General features: G+C 68.9%; 20 protein-coding genes and 2 tRNA genes. 9 read left to right on the top strand and 13 right to left on the bottom strand.

What is annotated here, in order from left to right; all coding sequences use genetic code 11:
• Positions 1–277: 277 nt before the first annotated feature.
• Both D4740_RS04675 and ptsP read right to left on the bottom strand, forming a co-directional pair.
• Complete coding sequence (locus D4740_RS04675; protein ID WP_119835781.1) at positions 278–1,276, bottom strand: acyl-CoA thioesterase II; 999 nt, start codon at positions 1,274–1,276, stop codon at positions 278–280.
• Complete coding sequence (gene ptsP / locus D4740_RS04670) at positions 1,273–2,967, bottom strand: phosphoenolpyruvate--protein phosphotransferase (RefSeq protein WP_119835780.1); 1,695 nt, start codon at positions 2,965–2,967, stop codon at positions 1,273–1,275. Before ptsP ends, D4740_RS04675 begins: the two co-directional genes overlap by 4 nt.
• A 227-nt stretch (positions 2,968–3,194) precedes the next feature.
• On the opposite strand from ptsP, the gene D4740_RS04665 reads away from it, so the two are divergent.
• Positions 3,195–3,422: a glucose PTS transporter subunit EIIB gene (locus tag D4740_RS04665; RefSeq protein WP_119835779.1), complete on the top strand. Its 228-nt coding sequence runs from the start codon at positions 3,195–3,197 to the stop codon at positions 3,420–3,422.
• A 248-nt stretch (positions 3,423–3,670) separates the two neighbouring features.
• A complete protein-coding gene (malQ, locus tag D4740_RS04660; protein WP_119835778.1) occupies positions 3,671–5,914 on the top strand; it encodes a 4-alpha-glucanotransferase in 2,244 nt (747 codons plus the stop codon).
• Between the two features lie 37 nt (positions 5,915–5,951).
• Here the strand turns inward: malQ and pepN are convergent, their stop codons facing one another.
• From pepN to D4740_RS04640, 4 genes are all read right to left on the bottom strand, one after another.
• Positions 5,952–8,585, bottom strand: coding sequence for an aminopeptidase N (gene pepN, locus D4740_RS04655; protein WP_119835777.1), 2,634 nt, complete (start codon positions 8,583–8,585; stop codon positions 5,952–5,954).
• Positions 8,586–8,858: 273 nt separating this feature from the next.
• A complete protein-coding gene (locus tag D4740_RS04650; RefSeq protein WP_119835776.1) occupies positions 8,859–10,001 on the bottom strand; it encodes an LCP family protein in 1,143 nt (380 codons plus the stop codon).
• 42 nt (positions 10,002–10,043) lie between these two features.
• A complete protein-coding gene (locus D4740_RS04645) occupies positions 10,044–11,057 on the bottom strand; it encodes a hypothetical protein (RefSeq protein WP_119835775.1) in 1,014 nt (337 codons plus the stop codon).
• 310 nt (positions 11,058–11,367) lie between these two features.
• A complete protein-coding gene (locus D4740_RS04640; RefSeq protein WP_119835774.1) occupies positions 11,368–13,566 on the bottom strand; it encodes a M13 family metallopeptidase in 2,199 nt (732 codons plus the stop codon).
• 84 nt (positions 13,567–13,650) lie between these two features.
• On the opposite strand from D4740_RS04640, the gene D4740_RS04635 reads away from it, so the two are divergent.
• Both D4740_RS04635 and D4740_RS04630 read left to right on the top strand, forming a co-directional pair.
• Positions 13,651–14,175, top strand: coding sequence for a ribose-5-phosphate isomerase (locus D4740_RS04635; protein ID WP_119835773.1), 525 nt, complete (start codon positions 13,651–13,653; stop codon positions 14,173–14,175).
• Between the two features lie 3 nt (positions 14,176–14,178).
• Positions 14,179–15,234, top strand: coding sequence for an Fpg/Nei family DNA glycosylase (locus D4740_RS04630; protein ID WP_119835772.1), 1,056 nt, complete (start codon positions 14,179–14,181; stop codon positions 15,232–15,234).
• 41 nt (positions 15,235–15,275) lie between these two features.
• Here the strand turns inward: D4740_RS04630 and cysE are convergent, their stop codons facing one another.
• The 6 genes from cysE to rpmF all read right to left on the bottom strand — a co-directional run bounded on the left by cysE (position 15,276) and on the right by rpmF (position 19,249).
• Positions 15,276–15,851: a serine O-acetyltransferase gene (gene cysE, locus D4740_RS04625; RefSeq protein WP_119835771.1), complete on the bottom strand. Its 576-nt coding sequence runs from the start codon at positions 15,849–15,851 to the stop codon at positions 15,276–15,278.
• A gap of 115 nt (positions 15,852–15,966) precedes the next feature.
• Positions 15,967–16,896 carry a cysteine synthase A gene (gene cysK, locus D4740_RS04620; protein ID WP_119835770.1) on the bottom strand — a complete coding sequence of 310 codons (930 nt, stop codon included), beginning with the start codon at positions 16,894–16,896 and terminating at the stop codon, positions 15,967–15,969.
• A gap of 735 nt (positions 16,897–17,631) precedes the next feature.
• The gene (locus D4740_RS04615) at positions 17,632–18,492 is read right to left on the bottom strand and encodes a YigZ family protein (protein ID WP_310732066.1); all 861 of its coding nucleotides are present in this window, start codon (positions 18,490–18,492) and stop codon (positions 17,632–17,634) included.
• Positions 18,493–18,856: 364 nt separating this feature from the next.
• A tRNA-Pro gene (locus D4740_RS04610) sits at positions 18,857–18,933 on the bottom strand.
• Positions 18,934–18,983: 50 nt separating this feature from the next.
• Positions 18,984–19,054 (bottom strand) — tRNA-Gly (locus D4740_RS04605).
• Positions 19,055–19,084: 30 nt separating this feature from the next.
• Positions 19,085–19,249 carry a 50S ribosomal protein L32 gene (gene rpmF, locus D4740_RS04600; protein WP_119835768.1) on the bottom strand — a complete coding sequence of 55 codons (165 nt, stop codon included), beginning with the start codon at positions 19,247–19,249 and terminating at the stop codon, positions 19,085–19,087.
• A gap of 545 nt (positions 19,250–19,794) precedes the next feature.
• Between rpmF and D4740_RS04595 the strand changes: the two genes are divergently transcribed.
• From D4740_RS04595 to tig, 3 genes are all read left to right on the top strand, one after another.
• A complete protein-coding gene (locus D4740_RS04595) occupies positions 19,795–20,205 on the top strand; it encodes an SdpI family protein (RefSeq protein ID WP_119835767.1) in 411 nt (136 codons plus the stop codon).
• 333 nt (positions 20,206–20,538) lie between these two features.
• On the top strand, positions 20,539–21,009 hold the full coding sequence (locus D4740_RS04590; protein ID WP_119835766.1) for a hypothetical protein: 471 nt from the start codon (positions 20,539–20,541) through the stop codon (positions 21,007–21,009).
• A gap of 519 nt (positions 21,010–21,528) precedes the next feature.
• A complete protein-coding gene (gene tig, locus D4740_RS04585) occupies positions 21,529–22,998 on the top strand; it encodes a trigger factor (protein WP_119835765.1) in 1,470 nt (489 codons plus the stop codon).
• Positions 22,999–23,196: 198 nt separating this feature from the next.
• On the opposite strand, the gene D4740_RS04580 is transcribed toward tig, so the two are convergent.
• Entirely contained in the window at positions 23,197–23,547 is a 351-nt protein-coding gene (locus D4740_RS04580) for a cupin domain-containing protein (protein WP_119835764.1), read from the bottom strand.
• A 247-nt stretch (positions 23,548–23,794) separates the two neighbouring features.
• On the opposite strand from D4740_RS04580, the gene D4740_RS04575 reads away from it, so the two are divergent.
• Positions 23,795–24,424 carry an ATP-dependent Clp protease proteolytic subunit gene (locus tag D4740_RS04575; protein ID WP_119835763.1) on the top strand — a complete coding sequence of 210 codons (630 nt, stop codon included), beginning with the start codon at positions 23,795–23,797 and terminating at the stop codon, positions 24,422–24,424.
• A gap of 3 nt (positions 24,425–24,427) precedes the next feature.
• Positions 24,428–25,108, top strand: coding sequence for an ATP-dependent Clp protease proteolytic subunit (locus D4740_RS04570; protein ID WP_119835762.1), 681 nt, complete (start codon positions 24,428–24,430; stop codon positions 25,106–25,108).
• Positions 25,109–25,396 lie beyond the last annotated feature (288 nt).

The following is a 25,396-nucleotide window of genomic DNA, read 5'->3' as shown; positions in this document are numbered from 1 at the left end:
TGTTGGTTGCTGGTCGTGCTCTCAGTACTGTGAGTGGTCCTCACGCAAGGATCGTCGTTATCTAGCACACATAATACGCACGGATCATTACGGTGTCTCAGAGGCCTTCAGAGGCCTGCTATCGATGTCAGCTGCTGTCACGATGAGCGTCCACTGGCACGACAGCACGGGCGTGCGGCTAGGCCGGGCGCACCCTCAGGCAACAAAAACGTCGTAGGACAACACGGTGCCACGTTGTCCTACGACGTTTCCGTTGCCCGGGTACCCAACCGCACCGTCAGACCGTGGGAGCCTCCTCCGCTGGCTGTGTCGGCGCTGCTGGCTCCTCTGAGTCCTCCACCCGGATGGCCCAGCGTCCTGACCCCTGGGAGGAGGAGGTGGGCATGCGTACCATGCCCTCCTGGGCAATGGTGCACACCAGGCGGCCCATGGAGTCGAAGACCTGGGCGCGGGCCATGCCCCGACCCCCCTGGGAGGAGGGGGAGTCCTGGGCGTAGAGCAGCCAGTCGTTCATGTCCACGTCCCGGTGGAACCACTGAGCGTGGTCCAGCGTGGCCAGGCTCAGGCCCTCGCTGCGCCAGCTCAGCCCCTGGCTGCGCAGCACCGGCTCCAGCATGACCTGGTCGCACACATAGGTCAGCAGCGCCCGGTGCACCGTCTGCGAGGCATCGCCGGGGACTCGTCCGCGTGCCCTCATCCACAGGTGCTGGACACTGCTGGCCTGGCTGGCGGGCCTCAGGTACAGGTTCCCCTCCACGTGGCGCAGGTCAAAGGCGGCGGTGCGTCCCAGGAACTTGGCCACCGGGTGGTCGATGGTCCGGAAGATTTCCAGGGCGCTGGTCAGCTCCTCCGGCCCGGGGACCTGTGGTGGGCTAGCCTGAACTTCTTGTCCCTCCTGCTGCTCCTGGTAGGAGGAGATCATGGACAGGATCGCGACCCCGTCCTGACAGGCCGTGGTGCGGCGCTGAGAGAATGACCGCCCGTCGTGGAGGCGCTCCACGGCAAAGGTGATGTCCTTGTCCGGCTGGCCGCCACGCATGAAGTAGGCGTGGACCGAGTGCACCGCCCTGTCTGCGTCGCTGCCGTCAGGCACGGTGGCGGCTGCGGCCAGCAGCCCCTGGGCCACCACCTGCCCGCCGTACACACGGCCGGAGAGCTGGGGCAGGCTGCCCCCGGTGAAGACGTCCTCCCCGTTCCCGGCAGCAAGGGCGAGGACCCGGGTAACCGAGCCCAGGGGCTCCTCGGTGGCGCTAGGGACGGGGTAGGGGCGCGTCACAGAGCAAGCTCCTCCAGGACCGGGAGCCCGGAGCGCACGGCCGAGCGGGCTTCCTCGGCGGTGGGGCTGTCGATGGCCAGCTGCGCCAGGCGTTGACAGTCAGCGAAGTCCACGGACTTCAGGACCGCGTCGACGTCGGGCAGCGCGCGTGCCGTCATGGACAGACTGGCTACTCCCAGGCCCACCAGTACGACAGCCAGCGCCGGGTCCGCGGCGGCCTCGCCGCACACCCCGACAGGACGGCCGTGGGGGGCCGCGCCGTCGCAGGCCGACTTGATGAGGCGCAGGACCGCCGGCTGCCAGGCCGTGGACAGGTCGGCCAGGGAAGACAGCAGGCGGTCGGCGGCCATGACGTACTGGGTCAGGTCGTTAGTGCCGATCGAGGCGAACTCGGCGTGCTCGAACATCTTGTCCGCCATGATGGCCGCTGAGGGGACCTCGATCATCATGCCTGCTGTCCTCAGGCCGTAGGAGCGTGCCTTGTCCACGAAGGCCTGGGCCTCCTCAGCCGTGGAGATCATCGGGGCCATGACCCACACGTTGGCCTCGGTGTCCGCCTCTGCCCGGGCCAGGGCCTCCAGCTGGTGGTCCAGGACCTCGGGGTCGCGGCGGGAGGTCCGGTAGGCGCGCACCCCCAGGGCAGGGTTGGCCTCGGAGGCGTCGGTGAGGAAGGGCAGGGGCTTGTCCGCCCCGGCGTCCAGGGTGCGCACCACGACCTTCTTTCCGGGGAACGCCTCCAGGACGGCCTTGTAGGCCTCGACCTGCTGGTCGATGCTGGGCTCCTCGGGCTGGTCCAGGAAGCAGAACTCGGTGCGGAACAGGCCCACCCCCATGGCGTTGGCCTCGGCCGCGGAGCGAGCGCCGTCGCCGTCGCCGACGTTGGCCAGGAGCTGGACCTCGCGACCGTCGCGAGTGGCGCCGTCGCCGTGGAACTCCCGCACCCGGCTGGCCAGCTCGCGGGCGCGGCGCAGGGCGTCCTCCGACGGGTTGACGGTGATGGTGCCCTTGGTCCCGTCCACCAGGACGATGTCGCCCTCGGTCAAGGCATCGGTCACCTCGGCCCCGGCACCCACGATTGCCGGGATGCCCAGAGAACGGGCCAGGATCGCCGTGTGGGAGGTGGGACCGCCCTCGGAGGTAACGAAGGCGACGACCTTCTCCGGGTCCAGCAGGGCGGTGTCGGCGGGCGCGAGGTCCTCCGCTACCAGCACGAAGGGCTCGGGTCGGCGGGGGATGCCGGGCATGGGGGAGTCGGTGAGCACCGCGATGATCCGGTCGCGGACGTCGGCTACGTCGCGCGTGCGCTCGGCCATGTAGCCCCCTAGGGACTCCAGCATGGAGGCCAGCGTGCCGGCCGACTCCCACACCGCGCGCGCCGGGACCAGGCGTCGCTCGCGGATCATCGCCTGGGCCGAGGAGGTCAGGGTGGGGTCGGCCGCCATCTGGGCGGTCGTCTCAAGAAGGGTGCGGCCCTCTCCCTTGGCCTCGGCGGCCGACAGCTCCAAGCCCTTCTTGACGGTCAGGGCAGCAGCTGCGACACTGTCGCACGCCTCTTCCAGGTCGGCACCCGAGGGCAGGGTCTCGATCTCCGGCTCGGGGATCGAGGGGGCCATGCGGGCGACTGGCCCGGCGACCAGGCCCGGGCTCACGCCGATGCCTGTGAGGGTGGTGGTGTCGGTGGACGCTGTCATTGCGCTGCTCCTCATCGGAGACGGAACGGGATCGACGCACATTCTGCCTTGTCGAGGCCGGGCGCGAGGGCATTCCGCCAGGGGAAGAAAAGTATCTCGGTGCTCGGGCGCCCTGCGTGGCAGGCGGGGTGGGGGAGTCAGGGCTGGGATAAGGTTGGCTACAACCACGACAGGCCTCATCCGTCCAGGGCCCGTGCGTCTGAGCGGGGTGGGCGTTAGGAGCATTCATGAGTACCGCAGCGGACATCGTCGCCGGCCTTGGCGGGCAGGACAACATCACGGCCCTGGAGCCCTGTATCACGCGGCTGCGGGTGGAGGTCGTGGACCAGGAGAAGGTGGACGAGGAGGCGCTGCGCGCCTGCGGTGCCTTCGGGGTCGTGCGCTCCGGCCGGGTCGTGCAGGTGGTGGTCGGACCCTCCGCCGACGAGATCGCCGCGCAGATCGCGAGCCTGTGACTCGGGTCTTGCCCTGACGGCCCGTCTGACCGTTCGACAACCGCCCGACACCCGATGCCATCCCGATGCCGTCGTCGCGGGCTTACCGCTGGAGCGCGGCGCGCCCTGCGGCCCTAGCCTGGACCACAGGGCAGACTTGACGCTGCTGCCCCGTCCTTCCGGCGTCCCCTGCGTGGGCGCTGCCGCTCGTGCAGGAAGGATGCAAGGGAGCCCGTGCCAAGAACCAACCGCAAGGCTGACCCACACGTATGAACGAGCCCACCTCCCACCGAGCAGACGTCGCCCACGTCCACGAGCCCGCCTCTGAGCGTCTAAAGCAGCTTGCCGAGGCCCACGGGGTCTCGACCGAGTACTGGGACTACCACGGCCACCTCGCTTCGCCGTCGCGCGCCACCCTGGAGGCAGTTCTGGACGCGCTGGGGGTGAGGGCGCACACTGACCAGGAGATCGCACAGGCGCTCACGGAGCACGAGGTCGCCCCGTGGCGCCGCACGCTTCCTCCGGTGGTCGTGGTACGGGCCTCCCGCGCGACCACGGTCCCGGTCCACGTCCCCGACGGTGCCGCGGTCACCCTGAGTGTGCGGCTGGAGGACGGCCGGGTGCGCCCGCTGCAGCAGGTGGAGGACCTCACCCTGCCCAGGGAGGTGGACGGCACCATGCTTGGCCGCGCCTCTTTCTCCCTTCCGCGCGACCTCCCCCTCGGATGGCACACGCTGGTGGCCCGGGTGGGCGGCACCCAGGACGGCTCTGCCGGGAGCGCCAGTACGGTGACCAGTACGGTGACCGCCCCCCTGGCGGTTACACCGGACCGCCTGGAGCTGCCCCGCTCGCTGGGCGAGCGCGGTTGGGGCGCCATGGCCCAGCTCTACTCCGTGCGCTCGCGCTCCTCCTGGGGGGTGGGCGACACCGACGACCTCACCGAGCTGGTCAGCTTCCTGGGGGACAAGGGAGCCGACTTCCTGCTCATCAACCCCCTGCACGCGGCCGAGCCTGTCAGCCCCATGACGCCGTCGCCCTACCTGCCGGTCACCCGGCGCTTTGTCAATCCGCTCTATATCCGGCCGGAGAACATCGTGGAGTTCTCTCGCCTGTCAGGACCACGCCGATCCCTGGTGCAGTGGGCCGTGGAGGAGGTCCGGGACTCCGACCTCAGCGCGGAGGCAATCGACCGCGACGCCTCCTGGAAGGCCAAGCGTGAGGCCCTGGAGGTCATCTTCGCCGCCGGGCGCTCCTACTCCCGCCAGCGTGACTTCGAGCGTTTCCGTGCCGAGGAGGGGGAAGGGCTGGAGCGCTTCGCGCTGTGGTGCGCCCTGACGGAGAAGTACGGCCCGCTGGCACAGTGGCCAGCTACCCTCCACGACGCCGACTCCGCCTTCGTCGCCAACGAGGCCCGCACGCTCACGGAGCGGATCGACTTCTACGCCTGGCTCCAGTGGGTCGTTGACGAGCAGCTCGCCCGTGCCCAGGAGGAGGCCAGGGCCTCCGGCATGGCCCTGGGTGTCATGAGCGACCTCGCTGTGGGTGTGCACGCCTACGGTGCTGACGTGTGGGCCGAGCCGGACGCCTTCGCCCGGGGGGTGACGGTCGGGGCGCCGCCGGACATGTACAACCAGCAGGGGCAAAACTGGTCTCAGCCGCCGTGGAGCCCCGCCTACCTGGCGGAGTCTGCCTACGCCCCCCTGCGTGAGATGCTGCGCACGGTGCTGCGCCACTCCGGCGCGTTGCGTATCGACCACGTTATCGGGCTGTTCCGCCTGTGGTGGATCCCCGCGGGGATGGCGGCCAATCACGGGGCCTACGTCCGTTACGACCACGAGGCGATGATGGGCGTGGTCCTCCTGGAGGCCTACCGGGCCGGGGCCGTCATCATCGGGGAGGACCTGGGGACGGTGGAGCCGTGGGTGCGCGACTACCTGACCAGCCGCGGCGTGCTGGGTACTAGCGTGCTGTGGTTCGAGAAGCAGGGCGACGGGTGGCCGCTGCAGCCCCAGGACTACCGGCACCTGGCGCTGTCCACGGTCTCGACCCACGACCTTCCGCCCACAGCGGGCTACCTTGCTGACGAGCACGTCGAGCTGCGGGAGCGGCTGGGGCTGCTGACCCAGCCGGTGGACCAGGTGCGCACGGAGGCGCGCATCGAGCGTGACCGGATGCTGTCGCGTCTGCGTGAGCACGGGCTGCTGGGGAACCAGCCCACGGAGCGTGAGGTGATCGAGGCGCTCCACAGGTACGTGGTGCGTACCCCCTCCGTGCTGGTCGGCGTCGCGCTGACCGACGGTGTCGGGGAGCGCAGGGCGCAGAACCAGCCCGGTACGGACCAGGAGTACCCCAACTGGAAGATGCCGCTGGCCGACGGCTCCGGCGAGGTCGTCATGATCGAGGACCTCCCCGGTAACGTCCGCCTGTCGAGCTTGCTCGCCGCCGTCAGCAAGGAGCTCTCTGGGACCTCCGGGACCTCCGGGCCTTCCCACCTGTCGGTGCGTTCCCGCTGACGGCCCGTACGGCCGCTACCTGTCCGTTACTTCCCCGTCACTGCGCAGTCGCAGCAGTCTCAGCCGCCTGGGCGCGGGCTACCCTCACCGTGTCGTCCAGGTTCTCCTGCACGATCCGGCGCAGGGCGGCAGGGGCCTGTGGGTGGGAGTCCAGCCAGCTTCGCAGGGCGCCCTGGGGGTCCGAGCCCGCCTCCGTACCTTCCAGGGCCTCAGGGGACCTAAGGCCGACGGTGGCGCACGACCACAGCCCTGACAGCAGGTTCTCAGCCATGTGGAAGGTCCGGGACTCCCAGATCTGCTCGATCTGGGCGACGTAGTCCGTCACGAAGGGCAGGAGCAGGTCAGGGCGGCGCTCCACGTCGGTGAACCCGCGCAGGACACGGACCTGGGTCTCGTTAGGCATGGTGGTGTCCTCCACCAGCTCGCGCCACGTGCGCCTCTTGGCCTCGGGTGTGGGGATGCTGGCGCGGGCCTGGGCGGCGCGCTCGCGGCCGGTGGTGGTGACGTCACGGCGGGCCTCGGCGGCAATCTGCTCCTCGCCCCACCGGCCCGCTGCCACCAGTCCGGTCAACACCTCCCAGCGCAGGTCCTGGTCCATGGTCAGGCCGTCCAGGTGCCGGGTACCGTCCAGCAGCCCCTCCAGGACGTCGAGCTGGGAGGGGGCGACCGCGTGCGCGGCGACGGCGCGGACCAGCTGGAGCTGCTTGTCGCTTCCCGGTGCGGCGGTCTCTACCAGGTCCAGGAGAGCCGTGGTGGTATGGAGGGCTGCCTGCTGACGGCGTGCAGGGGGAAGGTAGAGGGACAGGCAGGTGGCGAGGCGGCCCAGCAGCCCCTGGACGACCGAGGAGCTCTCTTCCACACGCAGCGCCTGAAGGGCGGCATCACGGTAGCGGGAGGCCGCGAGCTCGCCGTCGCGGACCATGTCCCAGGCGCAGGCCAGCAGCACCGAGCGTGGCAGGGAGGCGGTGAAGGCCTCCACGTGCTCCAGCCCCAGGGCCAGGGACCCGGCGTCCAGGCGGGTCTTGGCGTAGGTAAGGTCCTCGTCGTTGAGAAGAAGGACGTCTGGGCGGCGGGTGCCCACCAGGGCCGGTACCGGCGTAAGCTCGCCCTCCACGTCGAGCTCGACGCGTCCGGTCCGCTCTATCCGGGCGCTGTCCGGCCCGTCGCCTGTCCGCAGGCTGTAGGAGCCCAGGACCACGCGGTGCGGGCGCAGCGAAGCTGGTGAACCTGCAGGCACCTCCTGACGGACCGCCGCAGAGGTGATGACGTCGTCGTCGTCCACGGTGACCTCGGTGCGCAGGGTCGTGACCCCCGCCTCCTGGAGCCACACGCGCGTCCAGGCTGACAGGTCCCGGCCGGAGACGGCCTCCAGCTCGGCCAGCAGGTCAGCCAGTTCAGCGTTGTCGTAGGCGTGAGCCTGAAGGTACCTCGCGATGCCGGTGAAGAAGCTCTCGCGCCCGACGTAGCCGACCAGCGCCGCCAGGACCGAGGCGCCCTTGGCGTAGGTGATGCCGTCGAAGTTGACCTCGACGTCGTGGAGGTCGGTGATCTCCGCCGCCACGGGGTGGGTCGAGCTGAGCTGGTCCTGGTTGTAGGCCCACCCCTTCTCCAGGGTCTGGAAGGTGGTCCACGCCTGGCTCCAGCGCGTGGTCTCGGCAGTGGCCAGGGTGGAGGTGTACTCGGCGAAGGACTCGTTGAGCCACAGGTCGTTCCACCACCTCATGGTCACCAGGTCGCCAAACCACATGTGCGCCAGCTCGTGGAGGATGGTCACGGCACGGCGCTCGACCCGGGCCTCCACGGGGCGGGAGCGGAACACGTAGTCGTCCCGGTGGGTCACGCACCCCGCGTTCTCCATCGCTCCGGCGTTGAACTCGGGGACGAAGACCTGGTCGTACTTGGGGAAGGGGTAGGCGGTCCCGAAGAGGTCCTCGTAGTAGGCCAGGCCCTTCCTGGTCAGCTCCAGAACCTCCTGGGCGTCCAGGTGCTCGGCCAGGCTGGCCCGGCAGTAGACGCCCAGGGGCACCTCCCGCCCGTCCGGTGCCGTGTAGACGTCGGTGACTCCCACGTAGGGGCCGGCCACGACGGCTGTCACGTAGGAGCTCAGTCGCTGGGTGGGGGCGAAGGCGAACCGGGAGGCCGCAGCGCCGTCCGCCCCGGTCGTGGCTGTGGGGGAGGGAGTGGGGGAGTTGGACAGGACGGTCCACTCCCGGGGCACGGTGACGGTGAAGGTGAAGGTGGCCTTGAGATCAGGCTGCTCGAAGACTGCGTAGACGCGCCGGGAGTCGGGGACCTCGAACTGGCTGTAGAGGTAGGTCTGTCCGTCGGCCGGGTCGGTGAAGCGGTGCAGCCCCTCACCGGTGTGCATGTAGGCGCAGTCGGCGGTGACCACCAGCTCGTTGGACTCCTCCAGGTTGTCCAGGGCGATACGTGAGTCGGCGTAGACCTCGGCCGGGTCCAGGACCCGGCCGTTGAGGCTGACAGAGCTGAGCTCGGTGGCGATGAGGTCGATGAAGGTCGACGATCCGGGGACGGCCGTGAAGCGCACGGTCGTGGAGGAGCGGAAGACCTTGTCTCCCGTGGTGAGGTCCAGGACGACGTCGTAGCTGTCGGTGGCGATGGTCGCGGCACGGGCGACGGCCTCGTCACGGGTCAGGTTCTGCCCTGGCATGGGTGCTCCTTGTGGTGGTGGGCGGATGTCGTGTGCGGCCGTGGCTGCGGCTGGGGACGTGGTCGGCGCGGGCGGCACGCTCACGCGTGGACGCGCGGCGAGGGGTCCCGGGGGTGATTGTCGCACTGTGGGGCAGCCAGGAGAAGCGTGGGAGGGGCTTCTGCGCGCCCGCTGACGTACCGGCCCGGAATCGCGAGACACGCCCCACGGAGTCGGTGAGGTCGGCAGGGCCTCGGCTGGCAGGGTCCTAGTCGGCAGGGCGAGGTCGCTAGCCTAGCGGGACCCCGTGGTGCACGAGCCGGGGGAGTGGCCGTGCTCGGCCAGGACCTCCATGGTCGTGTCGTCGGCGAAGGCTACGATGGAGGCGTCGTTGCCCGGGCTGTCCTGGTTCTGGCCGGTGTCAGTCTCCAAGACCGGGACGTCAACTATCTCCAGCCCGTGGCTGGTCTGCGCACGGGTATCGTCGTGACGGGCGCCGCGGTCGTGACCTGTGTCGGGCGCCGAGGCAAGTGCGCGGGCCAGGGAGACCATGTCGGTGGTCCCTGTGCCCGTGTCGAGGGTCAGGTGGCTGGCCAGCTCATGGGCCAGCCGGTGGGCACCCCAGGGAGTACGCGTCTGCTCCCTGACCGCGCTCAGCGTCGCCGTCATGACGGACGTGATGTACTCGTTCCGACGACTCTTGCCCTCCTGCGGGCTCAGGGCGGTCCACGTCTGCCCCTGCAGCACCTCAGGATGACGGGACCGGACCAGGGCGAGGGCCTGGGAGCCGGAGAGCCGCTGTCTCCCGGCCGAAGGCAGGCTGAGGCCGGTGTAGGAGTCCTTGACGGGCTCGGGCACCTCGACCTCCAGACCTCCCAGGGAGTCGATGACGGCGGCGAACTGGGCCATGTCGAGGACGACAAGGTGCGTGGTGGACACACCCAGGCCCCGGCACAGGAGGTCAACCGTTCTCTGGGCCCCGGAGAGGTAGCTGGTAGCCAGTCGCTCCATCGACCCGTCCGCGTCGAGCAGCACCAGGTCGCGCGGCAGCGTGAGTACCGTCAGGCCGCCCTGCCGGGGCTGGACAAGAGCCAGGACGTCGGCGCGGGACCCGGGTACCTCGCTGGCCGATCCGTAGTAGTCCGGTCCCTCGGGTACCGTCTCCCGGGAGTCCACACCGAGCACGAGCCAGGTTTGCTCGGGCTGCCTGTCCTGGGCCGAGTCCGGGGAGAGCGTGGCGGAGGGCACGGCGGTCGGCATAGTGACGTCGACCCGCTGCGGCCGTGAGGACAGGACGGCGACGTCAGCGCCCCCAGCGACCACCAGGACCAGCACAAGCAGGGTTGCGTACAGGCTGGCCCGTCGTCGGCGACGTGCAGGGGGGAGGGCGCCGTCAGGCGCCCTCCCCCCTGCACGCGAGTGGTGTGAGCGAGTCATCTTGCCATTGTGCCGCCTGTGCCGCTCCTGGGTGGGACGCGGCTACAGCGAGGCCTTGTGGCGACGGACGTAGAGTGCGCCTGCCCCGCTGAGGGCCAGGACGAGGGCGAGCCCGCCGACGAGCAGGGTGCTGGTGCCGGTGCGCGCCAGGCCTGAGGCGTCGGACTCGGCTGCGGCGCGGGTGGATCCCGCGGTCACGGAGACCGTGGGGCTCGTGCCCGACGCGGAGCGGTCCTCAGCCTGCTGCCCCTCAGCCGTCAGCTCGGTGGCGACAGCCCCCTGGTCAGGGTCCTCAGCCGCAGGGTCACCGGTACCGACGGCGTCGGAGTCGGTACCGTCCTCGCTGTCACTGATGACCGAGTAGGTACCGTCCGAGACCTGGATGAGCTTCCTGCTGGTGGCGTACTCCCCGTAGCGTGACCCGCTCAGGGCCAGCCGGTAGGTACCGTTGGCGACGTCGGAGGGAGCCGCCAGGGAGCCGTTGACACTGCCGTCGTCAGCGGCCGTGAGACTACCCAGTGAGGCAGCCCTCGCTCCGGTGTCGAGCGACTCCAGGTAGACCTCGACGGTCTCGCCCGGGGTGAAGCCGTTAGCCTCAATGGTGAAGACCTGGGAGCCGGCCTCACCCTTGATGTAGAAGGTTCCCGTGACCGGCGTGCTGTCCAGGGTGACGCCGTAGCGTGCGGTGCTGGTGGTCTCGCTGTAGGCCATGCAGGCAGCGGACACGGCCCAGCCGTCCGCGTCGACGTCACCGCCGCTGGTAGTAACCAGCGCGGCGACATCGAGAGTGGCGCTCCAGGTTCCGTCAGCCGCAGGGGTCACTGTCACCGCGCTGCTCAGGTCCTGGCTGCCCGGGGGGAGCAGGGCGACGCTGACTGTCGCGTCCTGCCCGGTGCATCCGCTACCAGAGACGGTGTAGGACGTAGCTGATGGGTCGACGACCGCCTCTCCCCTCGCGCTGAAGTCGCTGGCCGCCCCGGCTGGAGTGGCCAGCAGAGAGGCGCCGACCAGCGCGGCTGTGGCGCTGGCAACAGCGAAGGGACGTCGAAGAGGCATCGTTCCTCCAAGGGTGGGATGAGGTAAGAGGGTGACGTTGTGATGTCACCGTGACACACCGAGACTAGCGTGAAGGTGACACTCCTGACAACTGCGGTCGTAACGAAAATGTGACCTCCTGATGAGAGGTCTGTCCCAAAAGAGGCGTGCCAGCGGGGTAGCGCCCCGTCCGGGCCGTCTCCCAGGAGCTCGTCCAGTACCAAGTCCTCACAGGTGACTGACGTGCCAGTCATCCTGTGAGGACTTGGTGCCCCTCGGTCTGGCTGGTCCTGACCGGCCGGGCCCCGGGGGCCACTACCATGGTGACGGGCTACCAGATAGTCACCCGTTCCTGTGGGTCCAGCCATAGGCGGTCCTGGGGGCCGACGTCGAAGGCCTCGTAGAAGGCGTCGACGTTGCGCACGATCCCGTTGCAGCGGAACTCTGACGGGGAGTGGGGGTCCACGGTGAGAAGCAGCTCGGCGTAGTCGTCGCGGTTCTTGCCCCGCCAGATCCTTGCCCAGGAGCAGAAGAAGCGCTGCAGCCCGGTCATGCCGTCGATGACTGGTGCCTGGTCCAGCGAGCCGACGCCGGTCTCGGCCAGCGCCAGGCGGTAGGCCTTGAGCGCGATCCCCAGGCCTCCCAGGTCTCCAATGTTCTCACCGATAGTCAGGGCACCGTTGACGTGAGGAACCTCCTCCACCGGGGTCCCCTCCCGCCGCGCGCGCTCCAGCAGCGCTGCGGGCACATAGGAGCTGTACTGGTCGATGAGGGCGCGGGTGCGCTGGGTGAAGGCCTCGCGGTCGGCCTCGCTCCACCAGTCGCTGACCCGCCCCGTCCCGTCGAAGGTTGAGCCCTGGTCGTCGAAGCCGTGCCCGATCTCGTGGCCGATGACCGCCCCGATGCCCGCGTAGTTGACAGCGTCGTCGGCGTCGGGGTCGAAGAAGGGAGGCTGGAGAATCGCTGCCGGGAAGACGATCTCGTTCATGGTCGGGTTGTAGTAGGCGTTGACCGTCTGTGGGGTCATATGCCACTCCTCGCGGTCCACGGGACCCTCCAGCTTGCGCAGCGCCCGGGCCGTGTCGGCGGCCTCGACGCTGCGCACCGAGGCGAGCAGGTCCCCCGGTGTCACCACGACGGCGGAGTAGTCCCGCCAGCGCACGGGGTAGCCGATCTTGGCGGTGAACTGGGAGAGCTTGTCCAGCGCCCGCTCCCGCGTGGCCTGGCTCATCCAGTCCAGGGAGGAGATCGACTGCCGGTAGGCCTCAATGAGACGGGCGACCAGCTCCTCTACCAGGGCCTTGTGCGAGGCGGGGAAGTGACGCTGGACGTAGAGCTCTCCCAGGGCCTCACCCAGGCAGCCCTCCACCAGGCCTACCCCCCGCTTCCAGCGGGCGCGCAGCTCGTCGGTGCCCTGGAGAGTGCGCCCGTAGAAGCCGAAGTTCTCCTCAACAAAGGCGCGCGACATCAGTGCGGCCCGGCCGTGGACCACGTGCCAGGCGGCCCAGGCCTTGAGGGACACCAGGCTGGTGGCCTCCCAGGTTCCTGCGGCATGGGCGAGGTAGTCAGGCTGGCAGACGATTGCCTCCTGCAGGAAGGAGGTCTGCTCCACGTCGGCGGCCGCGGCCGCCTCCAGGACCCCGGCCTGCCACTGCTGCCACGGGAAGCCCGGGGCAGAGCCGACCAGGTCCGGCCACGAGGTCGGGTTGTTCATCTTCTCCACGTCTCGGCAGGTCACCCGGTCCCAGTGGCCCCGGGCCAGGGCCGTCTCCAGCTCCATGACCCTGCGGGCCAGGTCGGCGGCGCAGGTACCGTCGGCCCCCTCGGGGGCCAGGGCGGAGGGTAGCCCTGCCAGGTCAAGCATCCTGGCCACGTGCGCCACGTAGGACTCCCGCAGCCCCGCCTGGTCGTCCTCACGGTAGTAGGACTCATCGGGAAGCCCGATCCCTGCCTGGGAGACCCAGGTGGTGTAGCGCCCCGGATCGTTGAGGTCGTTGTCCACGCCCACGGAGACGACGCCGGTGAAGCCGCTGGGCAGCAGCCTGCCCAGCACCCGGGCCAGCTCCTCCTTGGTGTCGGCCGCCAGGACAGGGGCTATCTCGGGTTCTAGGACGCGGGCGCCCAGATCCTCCAGGTGATCCTCGTCCATGAAGGCCGCGTACAGGGCACCGATCCGCCCCGGCCCCGAGTCCAGGTCATGGCCCGCCGCCGCTGCCTCCTCCACGATCTGGCGGCACGCCTCCTCGGCAGCATCCCGAAGTTCGACGAAGGCGCCAGTGCCGGGGCGGTCGGCAGGAATCTGGGCCTGCGCCAGCCAGGTCCCGTTCACGTAGCGGAACAGGTCGTCCTGGGGCCGGGGCTCGGCAACGGCGTCGGTACCTGCGGGAAAGGAGGCACCCTCGCTCGGCCCCTGGGCGGCAGGAGCGTCGCCGGGGGTCTGGCCGGGGGCGTCGAGGGGAGGCTGGTCGAGCCCCTGGTCCCGGGAGGAAGAGGGGAACGAGGAAGCGGGGGACGAGGAGGAGTCGCTCATGCGCGCACGCTATCCTGGGGTGGCGCTCCGGTACGGGCCGTGTCTGCGGTGTAGAGGGGTGTTCGCGTGAGGCACAATCGTCTCATGCGCATCCACATCGCCTCCGACCACGCGGGCTTCGAGCTCAAGGCTGCCGTCCGCCAGCACCTGACCGCTCGTGGGCACGAGGTGGTTGACCACGGTGCCCACACTTTTGACCCCGACGACGACTACCCGGCCTTCTGCCTGGAGTGTGGTGAGGCCGTGGTTGCTGACGAGGGCAGCCTGGGGATCGTCCTGGGGGGCTCCGGCAACGGCGAGCAGATCGCTGCCAACAAGGTTGACGGTGTGCGAGCGGCTCTGGCGTGGTCCCTGGAGACCGCCAGGCTGGCCCGCCAGCACAACAACGCCAACGTTGTCGCCCTAGGAGGGCGGATGCACAGCCTGGACCAGGGGCTGGGGATCATCGACGCCTTCATCGCCGAGCCCTTCAGCGGCGACGAGCGCCACGCACGTCGTATCTCCCAGCTGGCGGACTACGAGGTGCGCGTCCACGGTGCCGCTGCCACCCCTGGCGCCGGAGGGGCTGGCGCTTCTGGTGCTGGTGCCGGTGTCCCGCCCGAGGACTGAGTCGTGCCGGAGGGACACACGATCCACCGTCTGGCGGCAGCCCTGGCCGAGCTCTATGGCGGGCAGCGCCTGAGGGCCTCCTCCCCGCAGGGCCGCTTCGCCGAGGGCGCCGCCAGGCTGGACGGACTCGTGCTCCTGGGCGCCCAGGCCCACGGAAAGCACCTGTTCGTGGCCCTCGCTCCCGTCCGGGACCTCCCTGTGGACCACGAGTCCGTCACCTGGCTGAGGGTCCACCTGGGCCTGTACGGCTCGTGGACCTTTGACGGGGACAGCAGCTTCACCGCCCCGCACGCCATCGGTGCTCCCCGGCGGCGCGTGGGGGAGCGGGGTGAGCACGCTCTCAGGGGCGGGGGCGGCTCCGCCCTGAGCGGGCTGAGCGGTCACGTGCCCGGGGCCGGTGGCGAGGACAGCGACACGACTGGTGAGAGTGGCGAGAGTGACGGGGGCGGGGTCGGCGACAACGGCGGTGGCGGTGCTGTCGCCCCGGGCCGGTGGCACCCGCCAGTGCCTCGCGGGGCCGTGCGGCTGCGTCTGCAGGGGGACCACGGCGTGGCTGACCTGACGGGGCCAGCCGCCTGCGAGCTGCTGGACGGGGAGGGTGTGGCAGCGGTGCGCCGTCGCCTGGGCCCGGACCCTCTGCGCGCCGACGGGGACGTGGAGGCCTTCGTGGCGGCGGTGCGCTCCAGGAGGCGCAGCATCGGGGAGCTCCTCATGGACCAGTCGGTCATCGCCGGGGCCGGCAACATCTTCCGTGCCGAGACGCTGTTCCGTGTCGGTGTATCCCCGTTCCGGGCGGGCAGCCGGGTCAGCGAGGCCCGGCTGCACCGGATCTGGGAGGACCTGGGCCCGCTCATGGACTACGGGGTGGCCACCGGGTTCATTACCACGGTAGAGGTGGACGACGTCCCTGACCCTCTGCCTGAGGACGACCCGGAGGCTGGACGCTGGTACGTCTACCACCGCAGCGGCCGCTCCTGCCTGCGGTGCGCAGCCGTGGTGCGTGAGCGCGAGGTTGCTGGCCGTCGGCTGTTCTGGTGCCCGGTGTGCCAGGCTGCCTGACACGTCGGGCACAAGGGCGCAGGCCAGGTGCAGGACACGGGTCAGATGTAGATCGTGGGGTCGAGCATGAGCTCGGGGTCGGTGCGTGGGTCCCGGGCGCGCGCGGGTACGCCCACACCGACATGCTCGGCGGGCAGGTTCTTCACCAGGACCGCGTTGGCGCCGATCTTGGCCCCGTCCTCCACCGTCACCGGCCCCAGGACCTTGGCGCCCGCCCCGATCTGGACGTCATTGCCGATCGTGGGATGGCGTTTGCCGGGGTTCATGGAGACCCCGCCCAGAGTGACGCCATGGAACATGAGCACGTCGTCGCCGACCTCCGCGGTCTCCCCGATGACCACACCCATACCGTGGTCGATGAAGAAGCGGTTGCCGATCCGGGCGGCGGGGTGGATCTCGATGCCCGTGACGCCGCGGGCCACCTGGGACAGTGCCCGGGCGGCGAACCGGTGGCCGCGGTGCCAGAGCTTGTGGGCAGCGCGGTGCGCCCACAGGGCGTGGACCCCCGGGTAGAGCAGGGCCACCTCGACGCTGGAGCGGGCAGCCGGGTCGCGGCGTCGCGCCGTGGCCAGGTCCTCGCGCGCCAGGTCTAGGAGGGGTCTGTTGGGGTCGTGCATGAGGTGCTCCTTGTCCGCGGCACCGCTCCAGCCAGGTAGGGCCCTCGGGCGCCGTGAGGTGAGTGCCTGTGGCGCCCCACCCGGGGGCAGGGCGCCACAGGGTCTGGTCTGGTCGTCAGTCGAGCAGGTCCTGGAAGAGGACGGTGCTCAGGTAGCGCTCGCCAGTGTCGGGCAGGACGGTGACGATGGTCTTGCCCTCCATCTCGGGCCGCTGGGCCAGCTGGACGGCAGCGGCCAGGGCCGCACCTGAGGAGATCCCCACGAGCAGGCCCTCCTCGGCGGCAGCGCGCCGGGCGTAGGTGATGGCCGCCTGGGACTCGACGTGCAGCAGCTCGTCCCAGATCTCCTGGTCGAGCACCTCCGGGATGATGTTGGGGCCGATGCCCTGGATCTTGTGCGGGGACCAGGACCCCTCACTGAGCAGTGGCGACTCGGCGGGCTCCACGCCGACCACCGTGACCTCCGGCTTCTCCTCGCGCAGCACCTGGCCCACGCCGGTCAGGGTGCCGCCGGTGCCGATGCCGGCCACGAAGACGTCCAGCTCGCCCCCGGTGGCCTCCAGGATCTCGCGGGCTGTGGTCTCGCGGTGGACCTGGGGGTTGGCCGGGTTGGCGAACTGGGAGGCCAGGATGGAGTTGGGGGTGGCTGCCTGGATCTCCTCCGCCCGCTTGACGGCTCCGGCGACACCGCCCTCGGTGGTGAGCACCAGCTCGGCGCCGAAGGCCCGCATGATGGCGCGGCGCTCCTTGGAGAAGGTCTCCGGCATCGTGATAACGACCCTGTAGCCCAGGGCGGCCCCCACCATGGCCAGGCCCACCCCGGTGTTGCCGGAGGTTGCCTCCACGATGGTGCCGCCGGGCTGGAGCTCTCCCGACCTCTCTGCGGCGCGCACGATGGACAGGGCGATGCGGTCCTTGACTGAGGAGGCTGGCTCGAAGGCCTCCACCTTGGCCAGGACCGTGGCCGGGGCGCCGTCGGTGACGCGATTGATGCGGACCAGTGGGGTGTTGCCGACGAGGGCGGTGACGTCGTGGGCGTATGTCATGGGTGTTCCTTTGCTGGTACTGGGGTGGGACGTGCCGTCGGTGTCATGGCGGACACCTCTCGGCGGTGCGGGGGCTGGCCCAGGAGCGCGTTCCGGTCAGGGGCGCGCGGGGGCGGCAGCCCGGGTGACGGTTCGCGGCCGTCAGGGGGTCTGAGCAGGGGTGCTCCGCGAGGTCGCAGCGCAAGAACTCAGTTAAGGACTTCAGGAGGCGGGGAACGGCTGTGCCGATCGTCTTCCGGTAGTCGTGCGAGCGCCGGGCATGCGCGCCGCGACGCGCGCACAGTCCTCAAGGCCTGGCGCCCTAGAGACACCGGCAGCAGGAGGGGGACATCGCGCACATGACGGTGAGCGTCATCGTGGGGTCCTCCTCTCCCGTGTACGGCCGGGCCGACTGCCTCAGGCCTGTCTCAGCAGGTTCAGTGGGCTGGCCGACAGGCTGGCCCACCAGACACGCCCGCACGCAGATGGTGTGGGCGTCGTGGTTGGAGGAAGGCTAACCCCTCCGCCACCGGTGACGTCAATCGGTACGGTGTAGTTGTGGGTGCTGTCGGGGGTGTTTTCGCGGTGGGCGTGACGCGCGTGCCCGCCGTGTGGTACTTCTCCTGACCTTCCCGCCGTCTTCCTGGCGTCTTCCCAGCGCTCTTTCCCGTCATTCCGGTCTTGCGTCCTTTTCCTGCGCTCCTGCGCCTCTCTTTCCCTGCTGACTTTCCCGCTGACTTTCCCGCAGCCCTTGTGTCAGGTGCGGCCAGGGGGCTCCGGCACCTCGACCAGGCGGGTGCCTGCCGGGTGAAGCCGGGCCTGCCCGGAGCTGAGGGAGGCCAGCAGCGGGCGCAGGGCGGCGGCCTGGGCGTCAGGGGTGGACACCGTGAGGACCACCTGGGTGGCCTCCCACGTCGTCTCCTCCACGGTGACGTCGGCAGTGGTGGCGCAGCCGCGCAGCCCCGCCTCCAGGTGGCCCGCCTGGGCCGGGGGCACGGTGAGCGTCCACAGGTAGCGGATGACCAGGCGGACCCGGGTGGCGGCAGACAGGGCCTGGGCGGCAGCCTCGGAGTAGGCGCGCACCAGGCCGCCGGTGCCCAGCAGGGTCCCGCCGAAGTACCTGGTCACCACGACCACGGTGCTCACCAGCCCGCTGGCGCGCAGCACCTCCAGCATGGGGCCGCCTGCGGTACCGGAGGGCTCCCCGTCGTCGCTGGAGCGCTCCACGGGCTGGGCGCCGTCAACGGCCACGATGAAGGCCGAGCAGTGGTGGCGGGCGTCTGGATAGGTGGAGCGTGCTCGGGCTATGAAGGTGCGGGCGGCCTCCTCGGTACCGGCCCGTGCGGCCTGGGCCAGGAACCGGGAGCGCCGGACCTCCAGCTCGGTGACGGGCTGCTCGGCGCGGGCCAGGGTGAGGTAGCCGACGGGGGAGAGGCCGTCATGAGGCGGCAGGTGCTCCGGGCTCCGGGAGGAGGCGTAGGGCGGCAAGGTCGTTGACAGCGAGGCTGAGGGCGACGTCGGGGACATTGAGGATAGTGAGGATGTCGAGGACGTCGAGGGTGCTGTGGCCGCAGCCCGCCGGGACGCGTGACGGGTGCGGCGGGTGCTGCGGCTCATGGCCCCATGATGCGGCATGAGCGGGGTAGCGCTGTTCACGGGCTGGCGGGTCAGCGTGCATGTGTGTGGAGAAATCCCGCGTCACCAGTACAGGACCTGGCTGGATGTGGAGACGGCTGGGCTGGCCGGAGGACTTGGGGGTGCCTGCGTGTGTCACCTTTGTGGTGGTCATTTCGCTGGTGCTGAGCCTGTGCTGGCGTAACGGGGGACTCAACGGGCTGCGTGGGTCTAGGCAGGTCCTGGGACCGTGAGTGGGAAGGTGACTGCGAAGTAACCACACATGCAGGGGGTCAAAACTGGGTGGCTGGAGGCACCCGCGTGGTTCCAACGAAAGAGGGCCCCGCTCGGCTGGCGATGGCCCTTGTGGTCGGGCTGGCGGGACTTGAACCCACGACCCCCTGCTCCCAAAGCAGGTGCGCTACCAAACTGCGCCACAGCCCGGGGTGGGCCACCTGATGCCACAGTATGGGCGGCGCCAGGTGGCTCCTCAGAGCGGGTGACGGGAATCGAACCCGCGCCATCTGCTTGGAAGGCAGAGGCTCTACCATTGAGCTACACCCGCAAGTGACGGGGCGCTGCCCCGCATGCCTCCTCAGTACTCGATGAGGCCGGTCCTGTAGGCCTTGGCCAGGCGGGACGGCACCGTGATGTCCCGTCCGTTGACCCGGATCGTCTGCAGCCGAGGAAGCTTGGCCTTCCACTGCGAGCGACGGTTACGGGTGTTGCTACGGGACATCCTCCGCTTCGGCACTGCCATGAGCCCGCTCCTCTCCTGCTAGGGGATCGTCGATCCGCTGACATCGGGACAGTCGGACACTATAACCGCTCCTGCGGCGGCGGTTCCACCCCGTGCCGGGCTCCAGGCATGTGACGTCCCTCCCGTCCGCGGCCGCCTCTGCTGCCAGGAGGTCAGCCCTGGTCGACCTATCCCGCTATCCCGCCTCCCGGGATGCTCCCGCCCCGGGGCTCTGTTCTCAGGAACTTCCAAGCATTATGTCGGGTCATTCTGTGGTAATGCGTTTTCGCAGGTCACGTGGCCAACTGTGCGTCGAGGGGGCTTGACGTGGCTTCCAATGGCCTGTTGACCTCTTGGCAGCGTCTTGGTGATGAGGTATATTATTACATGTGAGGGCCTGGGGAGGCTTCCTTCGGGCATGGCGACGGTTGCCTGTGCCTGGGTCGCACGTCATCAGTGCCGCTGGCGTGGTGGCCAAGGTGGTGTCTGGAGTCTTCCTTGGCTGGGGCTGGTGGTCTCGGCGAGTGTGCGGTAGGTCCGTGCGCGTATCTTGGAAGGAGAGAATTGTGGGTGGTCTTGTGCACGGTGGGCTCCTTGGGGCGGGATTAATTCTTGCCGTATTCAGCCCACTTTCTCTGTGGACGTTTGTGGTAAGTAGACGCGGTACTCTTCCGCTGAACTGGGCCTTGGGGCTGCGCACGAGTCAGATCATGAAGTCAGAAAAGATCTGGACAGATATGCACAGGAGATATGCGGTACTCTTCTTGGTGGTGGGTTTACTTTGTGCTGTTGGTGCGGTTGCTGCCATCCTGGGTGCCGCGTCTCTTGTTGACGAGCAGGGCGCCAGGGAGGCTGTGGGCACGATAACGGTGACAGTGTTCGCGTTTGTGCTTGTAGTTGGTATCTTCGCCACCCTGCATGCACGTAGGTTGAACCGTCAGGCTCAATTTGGTAGGGGTGATGCGCGGGTTAAGTAGCGCTCTACATGTTCTAGATGAGGATCTACAGGAACTGACCGGGCTCGGAGCCATGTGAAGGAAAGGGGTACGTAATCGTGAGCCAGACAGGGAACGGGATTTAGGTAGACGCTGGGGCAGGCAAGACAGACATGGCAGGCGGCTCTGCTGCGTCGCTTGAATTGCTGGTACGTCTTCGGGGGTGCTAACGGTATCTGCGGAGGACCGTCAAGCCGTCAAGGAAGACCCGAAGGGGTTCTTGTCCCCTCAGAAACACTTCTTCCTGGGGCGTCACCTGCCGAGGTAAAACGGCTGTGAGAGGTGCTGGAATCCGCTCCTCAGGGGGTGCGTTTTGTGGTGCTCGACAGTGTGGTGGACGAGGCCTCGCATGCGGCGGCAGACCCCAATAATCCTGACCCTCAGATATCCACTGCATGGGTAGCAGTTGCGGCCGTTGCCCTTGCAAACATTGCGGTTAACGTCAACGTTGCCGCCAACGCCAACGTGTTGGGTGCCGGTGCTGACGCCCCGGTTCTTGCGGATCGGAGTAGCCAGTACTCGGTAGTTGCGGACCGGTCGTTCTTCTCCAGCGCGGCGGCTCGCGACCTGGGTGAGGCGGGCCTGAGCGAGAACCGGGTGCGTGCACTGGTGCGCAACGTTACCCGTCAGCAGGAGATCTCACCGGCCGCTGACGGCAGCGTGGTACTGACCTACCCCTATCACGGCCGCACTCTTGAGCTGGTCGGCAGGGTCGAGGGTCCCGTCCTGTACGTCACGGACGGTAGCCTCACCACCCAGGACACCCACGCAACTGTGCAGGCGTAGACGCGTCTGGTCCGTGCAGTGCCAACCTCTCCCACCCCATTGCTAGGGTGCGGGAGAGGTTGGCCGAGGTAGATCGGCACCTTAGTCCTGCGCATAGCTGGGACGCTGGTGTAGACGCCCCGGCGGATTGCTGCTGCTAGTCGTGAGGAAGTCTGGGTGCGGTTGACTCTTGTCCTTCCGGGATTTTTCGTGCGCGGTACGGTGATTCCTCCTCGTCGGCCGCTGTGACTGAGGTTGCAGCGTGACTAGGTTGCTAGTGGCAGGACTGAGTGAGGCTGGTCCCAGTGCCTCGGGGCCTTAACCATGGTGCTGCTCCTCTTGGCCGGGGGCCGTCGGGTGAACGCGTCTCCCGGCACTGGCCGGTCCGTTGGCCTTGCTGTGTCCAGCGTCATGGACCCGGGCCAGGGCGGATAGCCCCGTCGTGGCGGGCGTGCCCTAAGATGGCACGGATTGACGCCATGTCGTGTCCGCCGGATCACCGGTACCGCTGAACGTACACACCTATTGGGAGCAGCCCTCGTGAAGACCACTGTCGACAACCTTGACCCCAGTCGCATCAAGCTGACCGTGGAGGTCCCCTACGAGGAGCTTCAGCCTAGCCTTGAGGCTGCCTACAAGGAGATCGGCTCCCAGGTCCAGGTGCCGGGGTTCCGCCCGGGCCACGTCCCCAACCGCATCATCGACCAGCGCGTGGGCCGGGCGGCCGTCATCCAGGAGGCCGTCAACAATGCCCTGCCGGACCTCTACCAGGACGCGCTGAAGACCTCTGAGCGGGTGCCGATGGTCCAGCCCGAGGTCGAGGTCGCCGGGCTGCCCAACGTCTCTGGTGCCAACGGCGGCCAGCTCGTCTTCACCGCTGAGGTCACGGTCCGCCCCGAGATCACCATCCCCGACCTGGACTCACTGGAGTTGACCGTGGACGCGGTCGAGGTCAGCGAGGAGGACGTCACCGAGGAGCTTGACAGCCTGCGTGCCCGGTTCGGCTCCCTGAAGTCCGTGAGCCGCAAGGCCAAGACCGGCGACTTTGTCACCATCGACCTCACGGCGGTCATCGACGGTGAGGAGGTGGACTCCGTCTCCGGCGTCTCCTACGAGATCGGCAAGGGCAACATGCTCAAGGGGCTGGACACCGCGCTGCGTGGCCTCAAGACCGGTGAGTCCACCACCTTCACTACCACGCTGGCCGGCGGTGAGCACGAGGGCGAGGAGGCTGACGTCACGGTCACCGCCTCCGCCGTCAAGCAGCGCGACCTCCCTGCGGCCGACGACGACTTCGCCCAGGAGGCCTCCGAGTTCGACACCATCGAGGAGCTGCGTGAGGACCTGTCCAAGCAGGTCGCCCAGCGCCGGACCAGCGAGCAGGCCGTGGCCGCCCGCGACGCCCTCCTGGAGGCCCTGCGTGAGGCCATCGACTTCGAGGTCCCGCAGGCCGTGGTTGACCAGGAGATCTCCCGCCACCTCCAGGCCGAGGGCAAGGAGGCTGATGACGACCACGCCAAGGAGATCCGCGACGACGTGGTCTCCAGCGTGCGCGACCAGATCATCCTCGACGTCCTCGTGGAGCAGGTGGAGGTCGGGGTCTCCCAGGACGAGCTGTGGGAGTTCCTCTTCCAGACCGCCCAGCAGTACGGGATGGAGCCCGCCCAGTTCATCCAGGGGGCACAGCAGGCCGGGCAGATGCCGAACTTCGTCGCGGAGATCGCCCGCAACAAGTCCCTGGCGGTGGCGCTGCGACGGGTGAGCGTCACCGACTCCGCAGGCCAGGCCGTGGACCTGACGGAGTTCATCGGCTCCGACGAGGCCGATAGCGGCGGCACGGGCAGCGAGACCAGTGACGAGACTGACGATGCTGCTGGTGACTCCGCTGGGGAGGATGAGGCCGCGCAGGCTGACGACATCGTCAGGACGGGCGGGCTTGTCTCCCAGCCTGACGCTCCTGCCGAGGGTGAGGACGTCGTCGAGGCCGAGGGCAGCCAGGACAGGGACTGAACTGACAGGACTGGTCGGGGACCGGTGCTGAGACGGTGACGCGGTGACAGGGCCGGGTCCGGCAGCGTGACACCACGCTGCTCGACGTTGCTGGACGGGGCCGGAGCCGACCACCCGTCTGCTTCCCGTGTTTTCCCGTGTTCTCGTGGTCGGGGTGCTCCCGGGAGCGCCTGGCAGGCTGCTCCCGGGATGCTCGACTCACTCCCGGGGGCTGGTCCTGTCCTCGACCATGACCAGCTGCATACGGCAGGGAGTGACCGCAGTCAGCGCGTGACGCTCGCCTGGGGCCAGGTAGATGACGTCGCCTGCGGCCATGCGTTCGGTGCGCTCGCCCACCGAGAAGTCCATCTCGCCCTCCAGGAGGGTGACCACCACAGCCCTGGGGGAGGCATGCTCGGTCAGGAGCTGCCCCGCGTCAAAGGTGAAGATGACGGTGCGCAGGGCGTCGTTGTTGACGACCACGCGCGAGGTGGTTGCCTCCTCGCTGATCGGCAGGGCCTCGTTGAGGCCCAGGCGGAACAGGGATTCAGAGACGGGTGTCGTAGGCATGGCGTCCTCTCATCGCTCGTGGCTCGTGGCTCGTCGTAATTGCCGGGTTGCCCGGTTGCCGGGCGCCTTGTGCGTTCGCGTGCGGGTACCTGCGTGCCGCACTCGGCGTGGCAGCCATGATATGAGTCGGCACGTCTGGGCTGTCCGCCTGGTCAACCTGCGCCGTGGGCGAAAAGCGTGGCAGCCCGGGCATGCTGGTTCTGGGGCGCGGGTTAGCGTTGGCGTGACCGACACTGAGAGGACTGACGTGAGCGAGCTCTACACGCCCGCCGCCCCCCGGGCGGCTGACGGCAACGTCGCGGGTCTCGGCCTGACCGACTCCATCTACAACCGCCTCCTCAAGGAGCGCATCGTCTGGCTCGGCTCCGAGGTGCGTGACGACAACGCCAACGCCATCTGCGCGCAGATGCTGCTGCTGGCTGCTGAGGACCCCAAGCGGGACATCTACCTCTACATCAACAGCCCCGGCGGGTCGGTGACCGCCGGGATGGCCATCTACGACACCATGCAGTACGTCCAGCCTGACGTGGTGACGGTGGCGACGGGCCTGGCCGCCTCCATGGGGCAGTTCCTGCTCTCGGCTGGCGCCAAGGGCAAGCGCTACCTCACCCCGCACGCCCGGGTGCTCATGCACCAGCCCTCCGGCGGTGCGGGAGGCTCTGCCACGGACATCCGTATCAACGCCGACCTCATCATCAAGATGAAGCACGAGCTGGCGGAGATCACCGCTGCCAACACCGGTCACAGCGTGGAGCAGGTCATCGCCGACTCCGACCGTGACCACTGGTTCTCCGCGCAGGAGGCCCTGGAGTACGGCTTCGTCGACCACATCGTGCGCTCAAGCCGGGAGATCGGCCAGCAGAACGGGGAGGACTGACCCATGACCACCCGTCCCTACTTTGAGGCCGCGGCCCGCCAGCTCGCCCAGGCGGCCACCATGCCCCAGTCCCGCTACGTCCTGCCCCAGTTCGAGGAGCGCACCGCCTACGGCTTCAAGCGCCAGGACCCCTACGCCAAGCTCTTCGAGGACCGGATCGTCTTCATGGGCGTCCAGGTCGACGATGCCAGCGCCGACGACATCATGGCCCAGCTGCTGGTCCTGGAGTCCCAGGACCCTGACGGCCTCATCACCATGTACATCAACAGCCCCGGTGGCTCCTTCACCGCGCTCACGGCGATCTACGACACCATGCAGTACATCAAGCCCCAGGTGCAGACGGTATGCCTGGGCCAGGCGGCCTCGGCGGCCGCAGTACTGCTGGCGGCGGGGAGCCCGGGCAAGAGGCTGGCCCTGCCCAACGCCCGGGTGCTTATCCACCAGCCTGCCATGGAGGGCATGCACGGCCAGGCCAGTGACATCGAGATTGTCGCCAACGAGATCGACCGTATGCGGACCTGGCTGGAGGACACCCTGTCCGCCCACACCGGCCGTGACCGCGAGGAGGTCCACAAGGACCTGGAGCGCGACACGATCCTCACCGCTGAGGCGGCCAGGCAGTACGGCATCGTCGACCAGGTGCTGAGCTCGCGCAAGGCGCCGTCGTCGCCGCACTCCTCCTGATCCTGTGCCCGGCTGACCCTGGTGCGCGGGGCGGGCCTGGAGGGGGATGACTCCCACCCAGGCCCGCCCCGTTCTTAGCCCTGATAGGCCCGGCGCAACTGGGCCACAGACCAGCGGTGGCGGCCAGCATGTGGGCGATTTCGGCTGTGGGTAGCCACAAGGTGAGGAACGTGGCATATTGCTTCTCAGACACGCCGTCGGGTCCCGGAAGCCTCCCGGGAGGGACCACCGTAGGCTGGCAGCGTGTCCCACCCCGCGCGGATTTGGTCGCAGTGAGTTTGGAGGAGA

Origin of the sequence: Actinomyces sp. 2119 (assembly GCF_003591215.1) — a bacterium.
GTDB lineage: Bacteria > Actinomycetota > Actinomycetes > Actinomycetales > Actinomycetaceae > Actinomyces > Actinomyces lilanjuaniae.
Note: the sequence above shows the minus strand (reverse complement) of the source record. Positions and strands in the feature narration are given on the sequence as shown.

Coding starts and splice junctions, on each gene's coding strand:
- D4740_RS04570 (WP_119835762.1), top strand. CDS start 24,428: ATGACCACCCGTCCCTACTTTGAGGCCGCGGCCCGCCAGCTCGCCCAG.
- malQ (WP_119835778.1), top strand. CDS start 3,671: ATGAACGAGCCCACCTCCCACCGAGCAGACGTCGCCCACGTCCACGAG.
- cysE (WP_119835771.1), bottom strand. CDS start 15,851: ATGCACGACCCCAACAGACCCCTCCTAGACCTGGCGCGCGAGGACCTG.
- D4740_RS04645 (WP_119835775.1), bottom strand. CDS start 11,057: ATGCCTCTTCGACGTCCCTTCGCTGTTGCCAGCGCCACAGCCGCGCTG.
- D4740_RS04615 (WP_310732066.1), bottom strand. CDS start 18,492: ATGAGCCGCAGCACCCGCCGCACCCGTCACGCGTCCCGGCGGGCTGCG.
- rpmF (WP_119835768.1), bottom strand. CDS start 19,249: ATGGCAGTGCCGAAGCGGAGGATGTCCCGTAGCAACACCCGTAACCGT.
- pepN (WP_119835777.1), bottom strand. CDS start 8,585: ATGCCAGGGCAGAACCTGACCCGTGACGAGGCCGTCGCCCGTGCCGCG.
- cysK (WP_119835770.1), bottom strand. CDS start 16,896: ATGACATACGCCCACGACGTCACCGCCCTCGTCGGCAACACCCCACTG.
- D4740_RS04635 (WP_119835773.1), top strand. CDS start 13,651: ATGCGCATCCACATCGCCTCCGACCACGCGGGCTTCGAGCTCAAGGCT.
- ptsP (WP_119835780.1), bottom strand. CDS start 2,967: ATGACAGCGTCCACCGACACCACCACCCTCACAGGCATCGGCGTGAGC.
- D4740_RS04650 (WP_119835776.1), bottom strand. CDS start 10,001: ATGACTCGCTCACACCACTCGCGTGCAGGGGGGAGGGCGCCTGACGGC.
- D4740_RS04640 (WP_119835774.1), bottom strand. CDS start 13,566: ATGAGCGACTCCTCCTCGTCCCCCGCTTCCTCGTTCCCCTCTTCCTCC.
- D4740_RS04580 (WP_119835764.1), bottom strand. CDS start 23,547: ATGCCTACGACACCCGTCTCTGAATCCCTGTTCCGCCTGGGCCTCAAC.
- D4740_RS04665 (WP_119835779.1), top strand. CDS start 3,195: ATGAGTACCGCAGCGGACATCGTCGCCGGCCTTGGCGGGCAGGACAAC.